22 protein-coding genes are annotated in these 14,029 nt (G+C 39.4%); 6 read left to right on the top strand and 16 right to left on the bottom strand.

Going from position 1 to position 14,029, the window contains the following annotated elements:
* Nucleotides 1–130 precede the first annotated feature (130 nt).
* The 10 genes from T408_RS11750 to T408_RS11025 form a co-directional block, all read right to left on the bottom strand.
* Complete coding sequence (locus T408_RS11750; RefSeq protein ID WP_051444820.1) at nucleotides 131–2,206, bottom strand: DNA primase family protein; 2,076 nt, start codon at nucleotides 2,204–2,206, stop codon at nucleotides 131–133.
* A gap of 18 nt (nucleotides 2,207–2,224) precedes the next feature.
* A complete protein-coding gene (locus tag T408_RS0105885) occupies nucleotides 2,225–2,740 on the bottom strand; it encodes a DUF669 domain-containing protein (protein WP_028119126.1) in 516 nt (171 codons plus the stop codon).
* A 16-nt stretch (nucleotides 2,741–2,756) separates the two neighbouring features.
* Nucleotides 2,757–3,557, bottom strand: a complete 801-nt coding sequence (locus T408_RS11035; RefSeq protein ID WP_084543946.1) for an AAA family ATPase — start codon at nucleotides 3,555–3,557, stop codon at nucleotides 2,757–2,759.
* Nucleotides 3,558–3,797, bottom strand: a complete 240-nt coding sequence (locus T408_RS0105875; RefSeq protein WP_028119125.1) for a hypothetical protein — start codon at nucleotides 3,795–3,797, stop codon at nucleotides 3,558–3,560.
* Nucleotides 3,790–4,713: a lambda-exonuclease family protein gene (locus T408_RS0105870; protein ID WP_028119124.1), complete on the bottom strand. Its 924-nt coding sequence runs from the start codon at nucleotides 4,711–4,713 to the stop codon at nucleotides 3,790–3,792. Before T408_RS0105870 ends, T408_RS0105875 begins: the two co-directional genes overlap by 8 nt.
* Nucleotides 4,710–5,945: a DEAD/DEAH box helicase gene (locus T408_RS0105865; protein WP_328285595.1), complete on the bottom strand. Its 1,236-nt coding sequence runs from the start codon at nucleotides 5,943–5,945 to the stop codon at nucleotides 4,710–4,712. The genes T408_RS0105870 and T408_RS0105865 overlap by 4 nt, the downstream gene beginning before the upstream one ends.
* On the bottom strand, nucleotides 5,899–6,186 hold the full coding sequence (locus T408_RS0105860) for a VRR-NUC domain-containing protein (protein WP_028119122.1): 288 nt from the start codon (nucleotides 6,184–6,186) through the stop codon (nucleotides 5,899–5,901). The genes T408_RS0105865 and T408_RS0105860 overlap by 47 nt, the downstream gene beginning before the upstream one ends.
* A 1-nt stretch (nucleotide 6,187) precedes the next feature.
* Nucleotides 6,188–6,529, bottom strand: a complete 342-nt coding sequence (locus tag T408_RS0105855) for a MarR family winged helix-turn-helix transcriptional regulator (protein WP_028119121.1) — start codon at nucleotides 6,527–6,529, stop codon at nucleotides 6,188–6,190.
* Between the two features lie 173 nt (nucleotides 6,530–6,702).
* On the bottom strand, nucleotides 6,703–6,912 hold the full coding sequence (locus T408_RS11030; protein ID WP_051444819.1) for a helix-turn-helix domain-containing protein: 210 nt from the start codon (nucleotides 6,910–6,912) through the stop codon (nucleotides 6,703–6,705).
* Between the two features lie 91 nt (nucleotides 6,913–7,003).
* A complete protein-coding gene (locus T408_RS11025) occupies nucleotides 7,004–7,219 on the bottom strand; it encodes a helix-turn-helix domain-containing protein (protein WP_035420249.1) in 216 nt (71 codons plus the stop codon).
* A 111-nt stretch (nucleotides 7,220–7,330) separates the two neighbouring features.
* Here T408_RS11025 and T408_RS0105835 point away from each other — a divergent pair, with 111 nt between their 5' ends.
* A complete protein-coding gene (locus T408_RS0105835) occupies nucleotides 7,331–8,077 on the top strand; it encodes a hypothetical protein (protein WP_028119120.1) in 747 nt (248 codons plus the stop codon).
* Between the two features lie 135 nt (nucleotides 8,078–8,212).
* Here the strand turns inward: T408_RS0105835 and T408_RS0105825 are convergent, their stop codons facing one another.
* The 3 genes from T408_RS0105825 to T408_RS11020 are packed head-to-tail and all read right to left on the bottom strand — an operon-like array spanning nucleotide 8,213 to nucleotide 9,050.
* Entirely contained in the window at nucleotides 8,213–8,404 is a 192-nt protein-coding gene (locus T408_RS0105825; protein ID WP_028119119.1) for a hypothetical protein, read from the bottom strand.
* Nucleotides 8,405–8,417: 13 nt separating this feature from the next.
* A complete protein-coding gene (locus T408_RS0105820) occupies nucleotides 8,418–8,735 on the bottom strand; it encodes a hypothetical protein (RefSeq protein ID WP_028119118.1) in 318 nt (105 codons plus the stop codon).
* Nucleotides 8,736–8,750: 15 nt separating this feature from the next.
* The gene (locus tag T408_RS11020) at nucleotides 8,751–9,050 is read right to left on the bottom strand and encodes a hypothetical protein (RefSeq protein WP_051444818.1); all 300 of its coding nucleotides are present in this window, start codon (nucleotides 9,048–9,050) and stop codon (nucleotides 8,751–8,753) included.
* A gap of 108 nt (nucleotides 9,051–9,158) precedes the next feature.
* Between T408_RS11020 and T408_RS12395 the strand changes: the two genes are divergently transcribed.
* The gene (locus tag T408_RS12395) at nucleotides 9,159–9,335 is read left to right on the top strand and encodes a hypothetical protein (protein ID WP_407635820.1); all 177 of its coding nucleotides are present in this window, start codon (nucleotides 9,159–9,161) and stop codon (nucleotides 9,333–9,335) included.
* Between the two features lie 219 nt (nucleotides 9,336–9,554).
* On the top strand, nucleotides 9,555–9,719 hold the full coding sequence (locus T408_RS12070) for a hypothetical protein (RefSeq protein WP_157060767.1): 165 nt from the start codon (nucleotides 9,555–9,557) through the stop codon (nucleotides 9,717–9,719).
* On the opposite strand, the gene T408_RS12065 is transcribed toward T408_RS12070, so the two are convergent.
* The 3 genes from T408_RS12065 to T408_RS0105785 all read right to left on the bottom strand — a co-directional run bounded on the left by T408_RS12065 (nucleotide 9,720) and on the right by T408_RS0105785 (nucleotide 10,577).
* Nucleotides 9,720–9,866 carry a hypothetical protein gene (locus tag T408_RS12065; protein ID WP_157060766.1) on the bottom strand — a complete coding sequence of 49 codons (147 nt, stop codon included), beginning with the start codon at nucleotides 9,864–9,866 and terminating at the stop codon, nucleotides 9,720–9,722. It abuts the gene before it with no gap.
* Nucleotides 9,867–10,103: 237 nt separating this feature from the next.
* Complete coding sequence (locus T408_RS0105790) at nucleotides 10,104–10,310, bottom strand: hypothetical protein (RefSeq protein ID WP_028119116.1); 207 nt, start codon at nucleotides 10,308–10,310, stop codon at nucleotides 10,104–10,106.
* 15 nt (nucleotides 10,311–10,325) lie between these two features.
* A complete protein-coding gene (locus tag T408_RS0105785) occupies nucleotides 10,326–10,577 on the bottom strand; it encodes a hypothetical protein (protein ID WP_028119115.1) in 252 nt (83 codons plus the stop codon).
* Between the two features lie 168 nt (nucleotides 10,578–10,745).
* On the opposite strand from T408_RS0105785, the gene T408_RS0105780 reads away from it, so the two are divergent.
* The 3 genes from T408_RS0105780 (at nucleotide 10,746) to T408_RS0105770 (ending at nucleotide 13,833) form a co-directional block, all read left to right on the top strand.
* A complete protein-coding gene (locus T408_RS0105780; protein WP_051444817.1) occupies nucleotides 10,746–11,453 on the top strand; it encodes a helix-turn-helix domain-containing protein in 708 nt (235 codons plus the stop codon).
* Between the two features lie 119 nt (nucleotides 11,454–11,572).
* Complete coding sequence (locus T408_RS0105775; RefSeq protein ID WP_028119113.1) at nucleotides 11,573–12,583, top strand: Abi family protein; 1,011 nt, start codon at nucleotides 11,573–11,575, stop codon at nucleotides 12,581–12,583.
* A 131-nt stretch (nucleotides 12,584–12,714) separates the two neighbouring features.
* Nucleotides 12,715–13,833 (top strand): tyrosine-type recombinase/integrase, encoded by a 1,119-nt coding sequence (locus T408_RS0105770; protein WP_028119112.1) that lies wholly within the window; start codon nucleotides 12,715–12,717, stop codon nucleotides 13,831–13,833.
* The last annotated feature ends 196 nt before the right edge of the window (nucleotides 13,834–14,029 follow it).

Genomic DNA, 14,029 nt, shown 5'->3' with positions numbered 1-14,029 from the left:
TATTGAAACAATGGGGCAATATAATTATATGTTGCTCCAAACCCTTACTCTCCCAAGGGATTTGACGTCCCATACTTTCATTTTCAAAAGTCTGGGGTTTTCGTCAAAAAGTCTGGGGTTTCCTCGAATTCTAAATACCTTTAACGTACAACTGCATTCTCTTCCCCAATCGAGTCGTGTCTTTAATCTCATAACCCAAGCTTTTCAGCTTGCGAGTTAACGCAGCCATTTTCTGAGGCTTCACCGACAACTCCTCGCAATACTCCTTGTATTGCTGGTAAACTAACTTCTTATCTAAACTCTGATCAATTCCTTCATCTCGAATGAACCCAACAATCGAATCACTCTCAGCAATGTAATCACTAACCATCTGATCAACAATGGTATTATCAGACAACTTACCGCCGTTCTCTCTGATTCTGCCAACTCCCTCGAGAGCGAGATTCAGCAAGTAGGATTTGGCGCTATCGGTTGATAGTTTCTTATCAATGCTGAAGTCGGCTTTCTTCACCACGTTATCGCAAGGAATAACAACTAATCGTCTTTCAATCCCACCAGATTTATCCCTAAAAGTCGGCATATCATTGGCTGTAAAAATTAAAGTCGCTGTGTTCTGCAGTCGTCTAGGCTCTTGGTAAATAGGACGGACTTGAATGGTGTTCCCAGAAGCTAGCGTTTTAAAGTTCATTGATTTATCTAAATAAGACGCATCAATATCATCGCCGATGTTAACAATCTTATCCTCTAAACTTAGAACAGAGGTATCATCATTAAACGCCTCTAAGTTAACGTTACTCCCTAAATCACCAACCCAGTTATTCAGCATCTCCAAAAAGGTTGACTTACCATTAGCACCCTTCTCACCGATCAAGAAGAAGACTTTATGAGGAAAGCCTTGAATTAAGAGAATATGCCCCAATAATTCCTCGACCGTCACCCTTAGTTCTGGTCGGTCCATCACTAAGAAATTTAGGAAATCATCCACATCTGGATTATAAGCTGTTGGGTCATATTTAACATCCAGTAAAAAGGGCGTAAACGCTTCTGTAGCCCCTTGAAGCAATTCCCCATCTTCTATCCGGAAATCATTTTTAAGTTGAATAGCAGTTATCTCTGCTTCAATTTCAGGGGCTTTCTTGTCCAACTGATGGATCACTTCTTGGTCTTGAGTTCTTTTTAAATCGCGCTCATGACTCATTAGTCGAAGTAATCCGTTCTTATCAGACTTCCAAACCACATCGTCCTTGTAATAAATCTTTTCTTTGTAGCGCAAGATGTCGTATTTCCTAATCATTTCATCAGCGAATTCAAAAGGATCAAACTCTTCTTGCTGCGTTTTAGGGCTGGAGAACTTTTCTCGGAAAGTGTAGTTCGTATAAATATCCTCGACGCGCTTGCCGAGAAATTCATTGAGCTTAACTTGATTTTCAGCTTGCCATTCTGGTCTATTCATAGCTAGTAGGTCAACATATTCTCTGGCCCACTCTTCTTTAATTTCGCCGGTTAAGACGGCCTTTCCCAAAACGGTAATAGCAGACAAAGCATTCCCGTACTCTTTCAAATTCTGCTCTTCACGGTTAATATATCCACGCATCATTTGGCTGGCTTGTCTTTTAGTTAAGGGCTGAACGGTTTTCTGATAAGCCGGTTTCCTTCGCTTCTCTACCAGTTGCTGAGGGGACCAAGTGTTGCCAAATTGAATAGGGATAACTTCTGTCCCGCCGTAAAAGATCCGACTACAATCTTTAGGTGCCTTATCAACTTGAGGAAAGTGCTCCATTAAATACTCATAGGTTCGACTTACTTCATCTGGATCCCGGAGTATTTTATCTAAGAAAATAACGACTCTGAACTTCTGCCAGTCTTCGGAATAGCCGAAGGTTTTGTAGATAAAACTGGCGTTCTCTTTCATCCACTCATCTTCAATAACATCATCAATCGTAACGTAGTAGCTACCTTGGGCCTTTTCTCCGTTCAAGGTATTGTCAAAATCCAGCATCATGATTTGTTGAGATATTAATCTGTTCTTCTTACGCTCCCCATCCATTAGGCCAAGAACGACCGAGTGGCCGTTCTCTAGACTGGATGCAAGTTCTTCTGCTGTGACGACTTCGATATGATTTACTATTGTCTTACTAATAGAACTAGCTTGCTGAGGTGATGGTTTATGAGTATAGGGAATGGGATGGACGTGTAGCTGATACATGTTCACACCCCTTTCAGATTAAAATGGTATGTCGTCTTCGGTTAAATCTATATCATTTTGCGTCAAGGTATCCTCATCGTATTTAGTAAACTTATAGTTTCGGTAGGTTTTACCCTTTTTGCTAGTGGTTTCAGTAATATCTAATAAGAACTGCTTGCCAATTGCTTGCCGAGTAAAAGCAGCACCTAAAGTCATTTGATCTTCCCAATCATCTTCAGTGAGTTCTGTATCTGTCACGTAAATAAATTGGTTAATCAACTGTAAATTCTGCTTATATAGCCCAGGATATTGACTGTTAACCGGGTAATCAGGATCCACATTAATGTTAATTAGCTCTTGACGATCCACTTGTTCGCCTGTTACCACGCGGGCAGTGATAGCAATGGCGTCATAACCACTCTCGTAACAACGGTAACCCGCTTTATCAACTACTACATCATATTCACCGGCTGGGATCTCAGAACTTGAGCTAGCTGTATCTGTGGCTGGATTGAATCCCTGTGTATGCTCTTTGAATAGGTTTAATAAACTCATTTATATCTCTCCTTTATTATTTAACGATAGGTTTCTTGCGCCCTGATTCTTCGTTATGTGTTACTTGCTGAACGACCTTCTTTTCTTTTTCCTCAAATACTTTGTCTTGCTCTTTCTTAGGCATAGTTTTAGAACGCTCAAAAGCGCCTGTGATGGTGCTGAGGATCTTGGCAATGCGCTCATCTTCAATTCTTTCTTTCACATAATTCTTCCGCTTGTTCCTTACCTGGCGGACATGGTTCCGTCCGATCTTGCTCGTTTGGATCATGTAATCACAGTTCCCATTGACTACGTTAACGTGCTTCTCTTTGAGAGATGGCACTTCATATCTTACGTTGTCTTCTTCATATGAGGAGATTCGACTAACATAGATCACATTCATCGGCAGTGTCTTCAGGTCAATGACCAACTGGTTGAATACACTGTTAAAGGCAGCGTAACCTTTACCGTATCCAATATCGCCTAGGGTCTCGACGCCTGCTTCATTACAGATAGCCTGCTCGATCATGACGACAATGTCGTCAATAACGTCAAGAACAACTGTTTCGTAAGTATGCTGACTAGTCTCTAGCGCCAAGATAATTTCGTCGAGTTGTTCAATGATCGATCTTGTTATCTCTCCTGATTTGTTTCTGACATTACGTAATTCAATACTTGGATAAGGATTCGCCTTAGCGTTTCCATCTGTGTCTAGAAACAGCGGATTAGGGAACTCTCCAGCTAGGTAGGACTTACCACTCATAGTCGCTCCGTAGATGAAGAAGTTCTTAGGCGTGTCTACCGTTTCTTTCTTTTCATTCTTAGGCAAAATGCTCAATTATATCTCCTCCTCAAATAGTTCAACATAATCATTGTTGTCTCTGGCATCTTGCTTGGCTAATTCAGCAAAGCTGTTTATCTCTTCTTTGACGACCAGCTTCACATAGTCCTCTTTGATGTCGATCTGTTGACGAGTAACTTCTCCAAGTGTTCGCTGCTTATGCCCGTGAACCACTTGATGCGCCTCGTCCTCTGTTGTGCAGTAGTATTCTGTCGTTGCACTCACTACTTTAATCATGATTGACCTCCTTTAGTTTGACGTAACCTTTCCGTTCATTTTCGGTTAAATACTCTTGGTACAAGTCTGGATGCTCTTCCTTAAAGGATTTGCTATCAAAGCGATTAGACTTAGAAGGGAGAACTCGCGTCACGACTAATAATGGTGTTTCTATCTTCTTAATGTCCCCTTCAGTCATCTTCTTATAAAGCTCATCCTTTAAAGCCTCTTCTTGTTGCTGGTACTCTTTGAGCATCTGCTTAAATTCGACAATTTTAGGCGCCAATTGATTCAATTTAGCAATCGATCTATCCATATCAGTCCCTAGAGTCATGAACTCTTGCTCATTCATTTCTGGGCTTTCTTTTAAGTATTCGCAACGGATCCAGAACGTTTCGATCGCATCAAGAATCTTTTGAATCAATTCAGGATCTTTCTCCACGACTTCGATCTCCAGACGATCAGCATCAAACTCTACATCGAAGTTGCTAGGCCGTTCGTATAGAGCTAACCACCCTTCTTCTGCTCCTGTCTGGTACATGTAAAGTTGCATTTGGACATAATAAATCTGCTTCTTAGGATTCTTCCCATGAGTCTTAATTTCCAGCAACAGGTTATGCTCATGATCAATCCCGTCCACGTTAGAACGGATTGCCTGATCTTCATCAATAAATGTCTGAACGATAAAGTTCGTGTCATTGATCTTGTTGATATACTCTCTTATTTGTGGTTCTAGGACATTTCCGAATTTAGTGTATTCATTCCCTGTAAATTCATTAGGCTCGATCCCTAGTTTTTCTTTTGCTAACTGAAACTGAGATTTATAACTGTTGATCCCTAGAATTGTAGGGACATCAGAACCGCCAACGAACAAATGGCGATTCAGTTCTACGTTGAGGTCTCGCTCCTGTAAGCCAAAACCATTAAATCCTTTCATTCCATTCCTCCTAACTTCGTTTTTAAATAAAGCTCTCGGTCAAAGTCTTCTTTCCTGTCCAGCGCCTGCCAGACGTCCTGTTCAACAGTCGCTATGGTCTTAAACTGCAAGGCTGTAACCTTCTTTTTCTGACCGTTTCTATGCGTTCTACCTAGTGACTGAGCGTAATCTTGATAGCTAAAGGTTGGCGTGTAGTAAACGACTACGTTCGCGTACTGCAACTCGATCCCTGCAGCACCTGCTTGATATTGGACTAAAGTCACGCTGTTAGTAATATCTGCCCAGTCCTTCTTCTTAGGGATATGCTGAGCGCCACCATGAACCTCAAAGACTTGCTTATCTTTAATGATCTCTTTGATTGCTTCCAATTCGCTGGTGTAGTTGTAGAAGACAACAATATTATCTTCCGTTGTCTCAAATAGCATCTTCAAGTAAGCAAGTTTATCTTTCTTATTCGCATGCTCTCTCAAACCGTGCATCAACGCTGACGGGCTATCATAGGCCACATCATCAAGGACGCGATCCTTTTCTATTGTCAGGTATTCTTTAGACGGTCTAAACTTCACTTCTTCAAAGATGATAGGAGGGAGATCCAGAACATCGTCTTTCTTAACAGTCGTCGTAAAAGACTGATACCAATCCATCAGCATAGGTTTGTTCAAATAATCGACCACCACATTAACTGTATTCGAGCCAAAGAACTTCTTATCCCACACAGCAAACTCGCGGTTAAATTGCGTTTTGTTCTTAACGTAGCCAAATATGATGAAGTAATTAATCATATCGCCTATGTCATTACTGGCTGGCGTACCACTCAGCAACAGGAAATTGGTAGCGTTTTGAGTTAACTTGTAAGCTGCTTTCCCTCGTTGAGAAGTGGGGTTTTTTAGATAATGGCACTCATCGAACACAACAAAGTAATGTTTATATTCGCTCCATCTTTTGGCCAGCACGCCATAAGATAGTGTCTGGTAATTGATGGTTAGTCCATACGTTTCTTCGACCAACTTAACTTCTTCGTCCCATCCTCCTTCTTTAATTTTGGCAGGGGGTGCCACAATCAATAACGGTTCGCCTTGGTTATGCTTCAGGTAATGATGGATGGCCATCAAGGTCTTACCGGTCCCAACATCGCAGGCTAATAAATAGCTTGGCTTAGCCTCCTTTAGAATATTTTTCTGAAAATCATATAATATTGAATCTTGATAATTCTTCTCGCACTTCCTCAACACTTGTCGCAACGAAAGCTACACCTCCAGCATTGTTGACCATTTTTATCTTGTGTTTCTGCAACTCACTAACCGTTCCACCTTCTGGGCGCTTAACCTCGATCGCTACAAATCGACCATTCACACAGGCGATAATATCTGGCGTCCCAGCCGGGACACTCCCGCCTAATGTCTTGATCCAATAAGCTCCCAAGCTATCCAAATAGCGCTTGATAGCATTCTCTACTTTCTTTTCTGGCAACATGTTAAATGTTCTCCAAGATTCTAAAGATGATCTTAGCTGCAACATTCAGCTCATCAACACTTGTTGCCTCTTCATAAGTCTCAATAGCTTTGGGCAACATATCGTAGTAAACATCTTGCTTGAACTCCTTAACCGTCTGCCTCTCTTTTGGTTCCCACACCACTTCTATCTGTCGCTCCCCGTCCTTCCTCTTGGAATTGATCCATCCCCGAACGTTTAATGTACTGATAGTATTGGTGGTGTTGTCTACATCCCAACCGATTGCTTTTGCTATTTCTTTGTTGCTGGCAGTTGGGTTTTCTCTAAGGAAATCCATAATTTGCTGCGTTCTCGGTTTACTCATTCCAATTCCTTCCTTTTCTGTTATAATTAACTTAGATATATTTGATAGGGGGCGCTATTGCCGTAGCGCTCTTTTTGTATAGTAGTAAATTAATCTAAATATATCCTTGATGTGTTCAGCATCTTTTGAATGCCGATACCTTCTAAGGCATCCTCTCACCTCCCTTCTCAAGCTCAAACGATCCCCTCCTTTATCTCCTCTAATTGCACTTGGTAAAAATCAGCAAGCTGTTCAAGCAATTCCTCAGGAACACTTTTCTCTCCTGATTCATAGCGACAATAAGTCGATCGATGGATATCTAACTCGTAAGCTATATCTGCTTGAGTCAGTTTACTCTGTCTCCTCAAGTGATAAAGCGACTCTGCGATGATGTAATCTTCCAACCACTTTCCTCCTAGTCTTCAGGGTATTGATACTGGTCATACAGCATATAGGCAGTTAGCCCAATGACTGCTAACCCAAATAACAAATGCTTCATTTCTTATCACTCCTAAACTCATTGATGTCTACGCCTAGAGCGTCTGCTAGTTTGAAAGCCATGCCTAAACGTATGTCTTCTTTACGACCATGCTTCAAGTCGCTAAAGAACGATCTATGTACGCCAAGCTCTTCCGCTATCTTCATTGCTGTCTTTTCGTGACTCTCAACTAGATAAACTATCCTTTCAATATCCACTACATCTTGTGTCATTTTATTTAACCACCCCTACATGTTGTATAAATCATAAAGTAGTGCTATAGTTGTATTCTCAGATATGCCTTCGCCAAAAGGGTTCTGAAATATATTTATGGAGATGATTTATTGAACGAAACTGTTTTTAATAATCTTGGAAAGAGCTATGTCAGAATAGCTACTAACTATGACGCCTATTACAACTCTCTTGCCGAAACATTCGCCCCTACTGGGGAAGTGGTTCGAGCGGCTCAAATAGTCGGAGAATCTATTAGTCGTATTAATGAGGCAATGCAACCAGCGTATAAGGAAATGACTGACTCTTTAGCTACGACAATAAAGCTTTTGAATAAAATCAATTGGGTGCCGATACAGAGTGCCTTAAAAGAAGTGACTAAGGCAGCGGCTCACCTAGAGCGAACAATTTCTTCGACAGATGTTATCCTGTCTCAAGTTGCGCCATCTCCAATTGAAAATCTAAACGATTATCTTGAATCAATTGATATGCCTTCAGTGTCTGAAATTGCTGAGCAAAAAGTGTCCCAAAGAGGCAGTGGTTATTATTTGAACTATAACGATTCGCCAATTTTTGTTTGGGTACCCCCATCTGGGATTGATGTAAGAAACAAGAAATTCAAAATTCAAAGAGATACCGATCCAAAAGTAATAGAGAACGATAGCTTTTATAACTCTTTCAAACATACACTCACCTCCACTTTAAAAGATCCCAAATTTTGGGCAAAGAACACGGCAGAAACAATAGTAAAGAACTTTGTTTTGCCTGCGTTGGGTTCTTTGATTTGCGGCGCTATCACTAGAATTCAATTTAATGAAATTATTTCTGAGGTAATTAAGTTCTTAAAATCTATTTTTTAGATTTGTCCCTCTCGCCCCACCATCACTCCGACGACCAATCCAGTGGTGATGAGGGCGATGTTTTTTATTATTTCCATTTCGTCTCTCCTAAAGCGATTAATATCAGTGCAGCTAATCCAGTAATCACGAACCAATTCATCGCAACACCTCCTCCAAGAGGAATGCTGTAAACGGACTAATTGCTAATCCTAGAAGCAATCCGAAGAACAAACCGGCTAAAATATGATAAAACTTGCGCTCAGCAGTCAGCCTGCCTATCCGCATATTGAGCACCGAGTTAGGCAATTCTTGTTGTGTCAACTCGTCGATGTACTCTACATAATCCATTCGTTTCCCTCCTTTAAACTTCCTCCGCTGGCATCAAGTGCAAGCTGTAAGCCCTCATAAGCCTCGGCAAATCTTCTTCAAAGCTCAACGATCGAGTTCCTGCCTCCAACAACCCCTCATTCTCAAAGTAATGAAGAAAACAGTAAATGTTATACTGCGTCTTCCCTTCATCCCTATATGGTTTACAGGGGTAAAAATAATGCGGGTTATTATCGCAAAACTCTCTAAATGCTCTCAAAATTTTAGTCGGTTGTTTACGGCTAATAATATCTCCCAAGTCCCCTGGGTATAACCAATAAGATGGCGACTTGAATACTTTAACGATATTCATTTTATGGCACCTCCTTTAAACCAATACTTTTATATCTGATAACAATTCTGTAATCTCTTTCAAATCCTCAATATGCCCAATCACATTACTGGTGATGGCCGTGTCATATACAATTTCATAAGTGCCTTGACTCCAAAAGATAACCGCTAACTCTGTTCCGTAACTAAACGGATGATTGATAATTGAAGCGCCATAATCATTGTTAAAGTGATACAGTAAATGTGTAGGTGACTTCTTGACCAGATAAGGGCTGAATTCTCCTAGGTCAGCAATGCTGTTTAGGTCCGGTTGATGACAAGGCTTTAGTTCTATCATTTGATTCTTCCTTTTTTTGATTTGCCGCCTCCAAACTCGTGCTATAATTACTGCAGAAGGGAGGTGCACAACGTGGATATTAAAACCTTCATTTTAACTTTCGATGGTATGGATAATCACTTAGGTGACTTGGCCAGCGAAGTAAAATTAGATGAAGATTTTCCTAAGACAATTTCGCCTGCAAAAGTTCGACAATACTTTGAACAACGTCTGGATTCTTTAGATAAGCGTTGGCCAACGATTGATATTGCTCTTGGCCTATATCGAAACCAGTTTGGGGAATAACTATAATTTGCTGACCATAAGTTCTTTCAATTTCTATATCTGGGTATCCATAGAGACCTTTGACAATTAATTTGTTTCCCGTATACAAACCAGTGTTTATCACTATAGGTTCTGTTACAGGGACTTTTTGCTTCTCCTCCATCTTCTCTCCTCCTCTCATGCTGGACTGGGGAATTTATACACCTCTTTCGTGATATAATCGGAAAGGAGGTGTTAAACATGCCATTAACCGAACAAGGTTCAATCAAAACCGCATTCGAACTAACAAAGCTAGCCGTCGAGAATAACTTTATAGCTTCTGATAATGACCCAGAAAAAGCCGCCGAAAACGTTGCTACATTCTTCCGCACACTTGTTTCTGAATTACAAGAACAAAAACAATAATCACATCTCCGCTCTAGCTGACACCAACTCGGCTAGGGCTTTTATTTCGCCTGGAAAACACGTATTTTCCAAGTATTCATTGGTCAATTTTAAAATTAATTCATCTAACTTCTGCCTTACTTCCTTTGTTTTGTCTGTATCTAACATTTTTCACCTCCTATGCTGGACTGGGGAATTTATACACCTCTTTCGTGATATAATCGGAAAGGAGGTGAACAATATGTTTGACTTAGATCTAGTAACAAATGACGGCAAATTTCTTTTATCCGAACTTTATGCTGAGTACATAAAAAGAAGAAACGATAGCGCTTCTTGAAGAAACGTTTAGCGACAAGCTAGATAAAGTTCTTGAATGGGGCGCAAAAATACGATCTGCTATTCCATTTATCTAATAGATTCATCTTCAGTTCTTCGCCCGAACTGGAGATTTTGTTTTCTGCTACCGTAGAATGGACTTCCGATTATTTCTTTCTGCATTTCTTCTGTTACTTTTATTAATTCACTTTTTAGCTGCTTATTCTCATTTAAATCTTGTCTTATAAGCTGCAATGTTTCATTAATTTCATTTAATGCGTTTGTTACTCCTTCCACCTTCTCATCTCATTCCTATGCTGGGTTGGGGGAATGTGTCGCGAAGGACACTTCTTCTGCAAAAAAAATTCTTAGCATTTCGCTATCAGTTAAATTAAGAACTTTACTAATAGCAATAATCTCAGCTCTATCAAACTCGTCCTCTCCCCTAAGAACTCGATAATACTTATTTCTATCTAACTTAGTATACTTAGAAACTAGATTCAAAAACTCTTCTACTTTTAAGCCTTTGAGGACTACTTCAGCTTTTAATTTGTTGCCGTCCATTCTATACCTCCTTCCGTGTCCCCTAGGACACTTTTACTATAACTCATACACACATGCTTGTCAACACTTTTATGTCCTAAAAGACACTTTCGTGATTCTTCAATAATCATCTGTTGCTTATAGGACACTTTTGTTTTATAATTGAAACAGATTAAGGGGGGTGAAAAATTGATTGATTTGAAAAATAGACGTTTGGAATTAGGTTTAACCTTAGAGGAAGTCGGAGACTTGGTCGGGGTCGGAAAGTCAACAGTAAGAAAATGGGAAAATGGAATGATCGATAATATGAAGAGGGATAAAATAGCCCTATTGGCTCAAGCCTTAAAGATTAGTCCTCTTCAATTACTTTCAAATGATTATACGGACTCTTTAAATAACGATATCAACCTTATTTATAATCAACTCACCACTGATAACCAAAATGATGTTTATAATTATGCTGAAGCTAAACTCGACGAACAAAACAACCTTATCAATTTAGCTGACCGTGTGGAAGAAGAACCAGCCGAATACATCACATCCAGCCTCTACGGCACCCTATCCGCTGGAACGGGACAGATGATTTATGATAACCCAGTAGATGAAGTGGAGATTCCCACTGCTATTATTCCAAATGAGCCTTATGATATTATGTTAAAAATCGTTGGTGATTCCATGCAACCGGCTTTTAAGGATGGAGAGTATGTGTTCGTGAAGCTGACCAAGGATATAAGAAGCGGACAGTTCGCTGCAATTATTGTGAATGGAGAAGCATATCTGAAGAAAGTATATATTGAAGACGACCAGCTGAGATTGGTCTCGCTGAATGAAGATTATAAAGATATTATTGTGAATGATAACTGTGATATTGATGTTGTTGGGACAATTGTGTTGTAAATTTGAACTTATTTGATGAAAACTATTGACATATAGACAAATGAACGATAAGCTACTCTTAACTGAAATGACGGCGGGAAGCCGTTGGGTCTCTTATCGAAAGATAGGAGGCTCTTTTTTTGTGTAAAGAATATGTACCAGCGTTGTCTCTGGAAAAGCAATTAGAAAAGATAGAAAGCAAAAATATTATCATATCAGATGATAAAAGTGCTAAAGGATTTTTGCTTAACCATTCTTATTACAGCATAATTAATGGGTACAAGCGGCATTTCTTAATTCCTGGTGAAAAAGATAAAATGTATGATGGCACTAATTTTGACCATTTTGTTGAGCTTTACTTTTTGGACACAGATTTAACAGAAGTTATTTTCAAATATATATTATTTGTTGAAAAGAGTGTTCGCACTCGGCTGGCTTATACCATTGCCATGGAAATTAGCGACTCTGAACGAGAGTATTTGAAACGCAGTCTCTACATGAATACAAGAGGTACTAGAGGTTCAACTTTAGAACAAATTGAAAGGACTATTCGAAATTGCAAGCAGGACTCTGTCACGTACTATTTTAAGCACAATAAAGCAAACATACCGCCTTGGATTGTTGTCCAAGACCTATCTTTTGCTACAACTATCCACTGGTACGACATGCTTGAGGATAACCTGAAATCATTAATAACTAAAGATTACTTTGCTCGCTCAAATCTAAGAGAAGACTTTCAAGATACCTTCTTTTTTTACACGCTCCACTTTTTAAGAGAGTTTAGAAACAAAATTGCTCATGGAAAGATACATTTTGAAGAGAAAACAAAACACCATCTGCATTTAGAAAGCTCGAAGCACTTCTTCAACTACACTTTGTACGACGATGAAACCATTGCAAGCAATCAATCTGGGAAAGATCTATATGCGGCAATATCGATTATATGTGGATTTCTTTTAGATAAAAAAGTGGCTGAAAAGTTCATAACAGATCTCTTCAACACATTTGATAAATACATTGATATCCATACTGGTAACGTAACTCACACAATAAATGATAAAACAATCTATGAACTATTTAATTTGCCAGAAAATCTATTTTACCGTATCTCAGATTACTACGGCACAATTAGAAAATATTGGGATGTATAATAAAAAGACTCCACTCCCTAACCGACCAAAGCTGTGGAGTGAAGTCTTATCACAAAAATCAGCCTATAATAGGCGTCTTTTATATACCCTATTATAGCACACGTTAACTAAATATAACAGGAGATGATAAAATGTGGATTGAAGAACTACCTAACGGTAAGTATAAATTCGTCGAACGATATGAAGATCCCCTAACTGGCAAACAGCGCAAGGTATCCTTGACAAATACGAAAAAAACTAAAAAGGTTCAAAAGGAAATGTTTCAAAAATTGCAGAGCAAAATTGAAAAGAAGCTATTAAGCACTAATGTAAAAGAATCAAATATAACATTTGAACAGCTCATTGACAACTGGATGAAACTGAAGTCACAGCAAGTTAAAGGGAGCACTTTAATAAACATAGAAACCAGGAATAATGTTATCAATGCTGCCTTAGGTAAATATATTGTCAATAAAATGCCTGACAACCTCTTTAATGTTTTTTTTCTGTCGTTGCAAAACGAAAGAAATCTAGTCTACTCAACAGTCAACCAGTATCGCATCCACATAGAGCAAGTACTAGAATATGGAAGAATATATGAGGGTATAACCATTCACCCGAACTTAACAGTTCAGCGATTAAATGTATCAACCAAGGACGATTTTAAGTATTTGGAGAAAGAGGAACTGGCCAGCGTAGTAGATCAATTGGAGGCACTCGGAGACCTTGAAACCGCAAGATACGTTCAAATACAATCATTAACCGGCATGCGGTCAGGGGAACTCTCTGCTATTAACTACAAAGAAGATATCGATTGGGAATCCAAGACCATATCTATTACTAAAACTTACTTTTCCAGAGGCAGAACTTTTCAGACCCCCAAAACTGGAAAACCAAGAATTATTAGCGTTAATGATGAAACCCTCCGTTTGCTCAAAGAGCAGATAATTGCGACAAAGCTTAAAATGATGTCTAGTAACATTCCCCGAGATATGACTTACCTCTTCCTCACCCGAAATGGTAATCCTTGTTCTATTGAAGTATGGAGTCGACGTCTAAGCAAGGTTGACGTCCCAGGTAAAAAAATAACCACTCACATCTTCCGCCATACGTTTATTACACGTATGGTAGAAGCTGGAGTGGATACTAAATTAATCGCGGAGCACGTCGGTCATTCAAATACTCAAATGATCGAAAAAGTGTACAGCCATTTTACTAATTTAATGAATGAACGACTCACCCATGCAATTAATGAAGTAGAAATAATTTGAGTTCTGCCCCTTTTCTGCCCCTTAGCCCTTTTTGAAAGCCAAGGATTAGAGCTAAGACATTGTTATATCAACGTTCCTAGACTTACTCTGCACTCAAAGCAGCCATTGTGATGTAGTTGTTCACCGAGTAGGCTCAGATAATCACGCATGAGATTAACCTTGGTATAAAGGGGTTTCGTAAAAATAAGCTTAGCTG

Origin of the sequence: Hutsoniella sourekii ATCC 700629 (genome assembly GCF_000518205.1) — a bacterium.
Classification (GTDB): Bacteria; Bacillota; Bacilli; order Lactobacillales; family Aerococcaceae; genus Hutsoniella; species Hutsoniella sourekii.
Note: the sequence above shows the minus strand (reverse complement) of the source record. Positions and strands in the feature narration are given on the sequence as shown.

Coding starts and splice junctions, on each gene's coding strand:
- T408_RS11750 (WP_051444820.1), bottom strand. CDS start 2,206: ATGTATCAGCTACACGTCCATCCCATTCCCTATACTCATAAACCATCA.
- T408_RS0105870 (WP_028119124.1), bottom strand. CDS start 4,713: ATGAAAGGATTTAATGGTTTTGGCTTACAGGAGCGAGACCTCAACGTA.
- T408_RS0105825 (WP_028119119.1), bottom strand. CDS start 8,404: ATGGATTATGTAGAGTACATCGACGAGTTGACACAACAAGAATTGCCT.
- T408_RS11025 (WP_035420249.1), bottom strand. CDS start 7,219: ATGACACAAGATGTAGTGGATATTGAAAGGATAGTTTATCTAGTTGAG.
- T408_RS0105855 (WP_028119121.1), bottom strand. CDS start 6,529: ATGAGTAAACCGAGAACGCAGCAAATTATGGATTTCCTTAGAGAAAAC.
- T408_RS0105820 (WP_028119118.1), bottom strand. CDS start 8,735: ATGAATATCGTTAAAGTATTCAAGTCGCCATCTTATTGGTTATACCCA.
- T408_RS12065 (WP_157060766.1), bottom strand. CDS start 9,866: ATGTTAGATACAGACAAAACAAAGGAAGTAAGGCAGAAGTTAGATGAA.
- T408_RS0105885 (WP_028119126.1), bottom strand. CDS start 2,740: ATGAGTTTATTAAACCTATTCAAAGAGCATACACAGGGATTCAATCCA.
- T408_RS12070 (WP_157060767.1), top strand. CDS start 9,555: ATGCCATTAACCGAACAAGGTTCAATCAAAACCGCATTCGAACTAACA.
- T408_RS12395 (WP_407635820.1), top strand. CDS start 9,159: ATGGATAATCACTTAGGTGACTTGGCCAGCGAAGTAAAATTAGATGAA.
- T408_RS0105860 (WP_028119122.1), bottom strand. CDS start 6,186: ATGTTGCCAGAAAAGAAAGTAGAGAATGCTATCAAGCGCTATTTGGAT.
- T408_RS0105770 (WP_028119112.1), top strand. CDS start 12,715: ATGTGGATTGAAGAACTACCTAACGGTAAGTATAAATTCGTCGAACGA.
- T408_RS0105875 (WP_028119125.1), bottom strand. CDS start 3,797: ATGATTAAAGTAGTGAGTGCAACGACAGAATACTACTGCACAACAGAG.
- T408_RS11020 (WP_051444818.1), bottom strand. CDS start 9,050: ATGATAGAACTAAAGCCTTGTCATCAACCGGACCTAAACAGCATTGCT.
- T408_RS0105785 (WP_028119115.1), bottom strand. CDS start 10,577: ATGGACGGCAACAAATTAAAAGCTGAAGTAGTCCTCAAAGGCTTAAAA.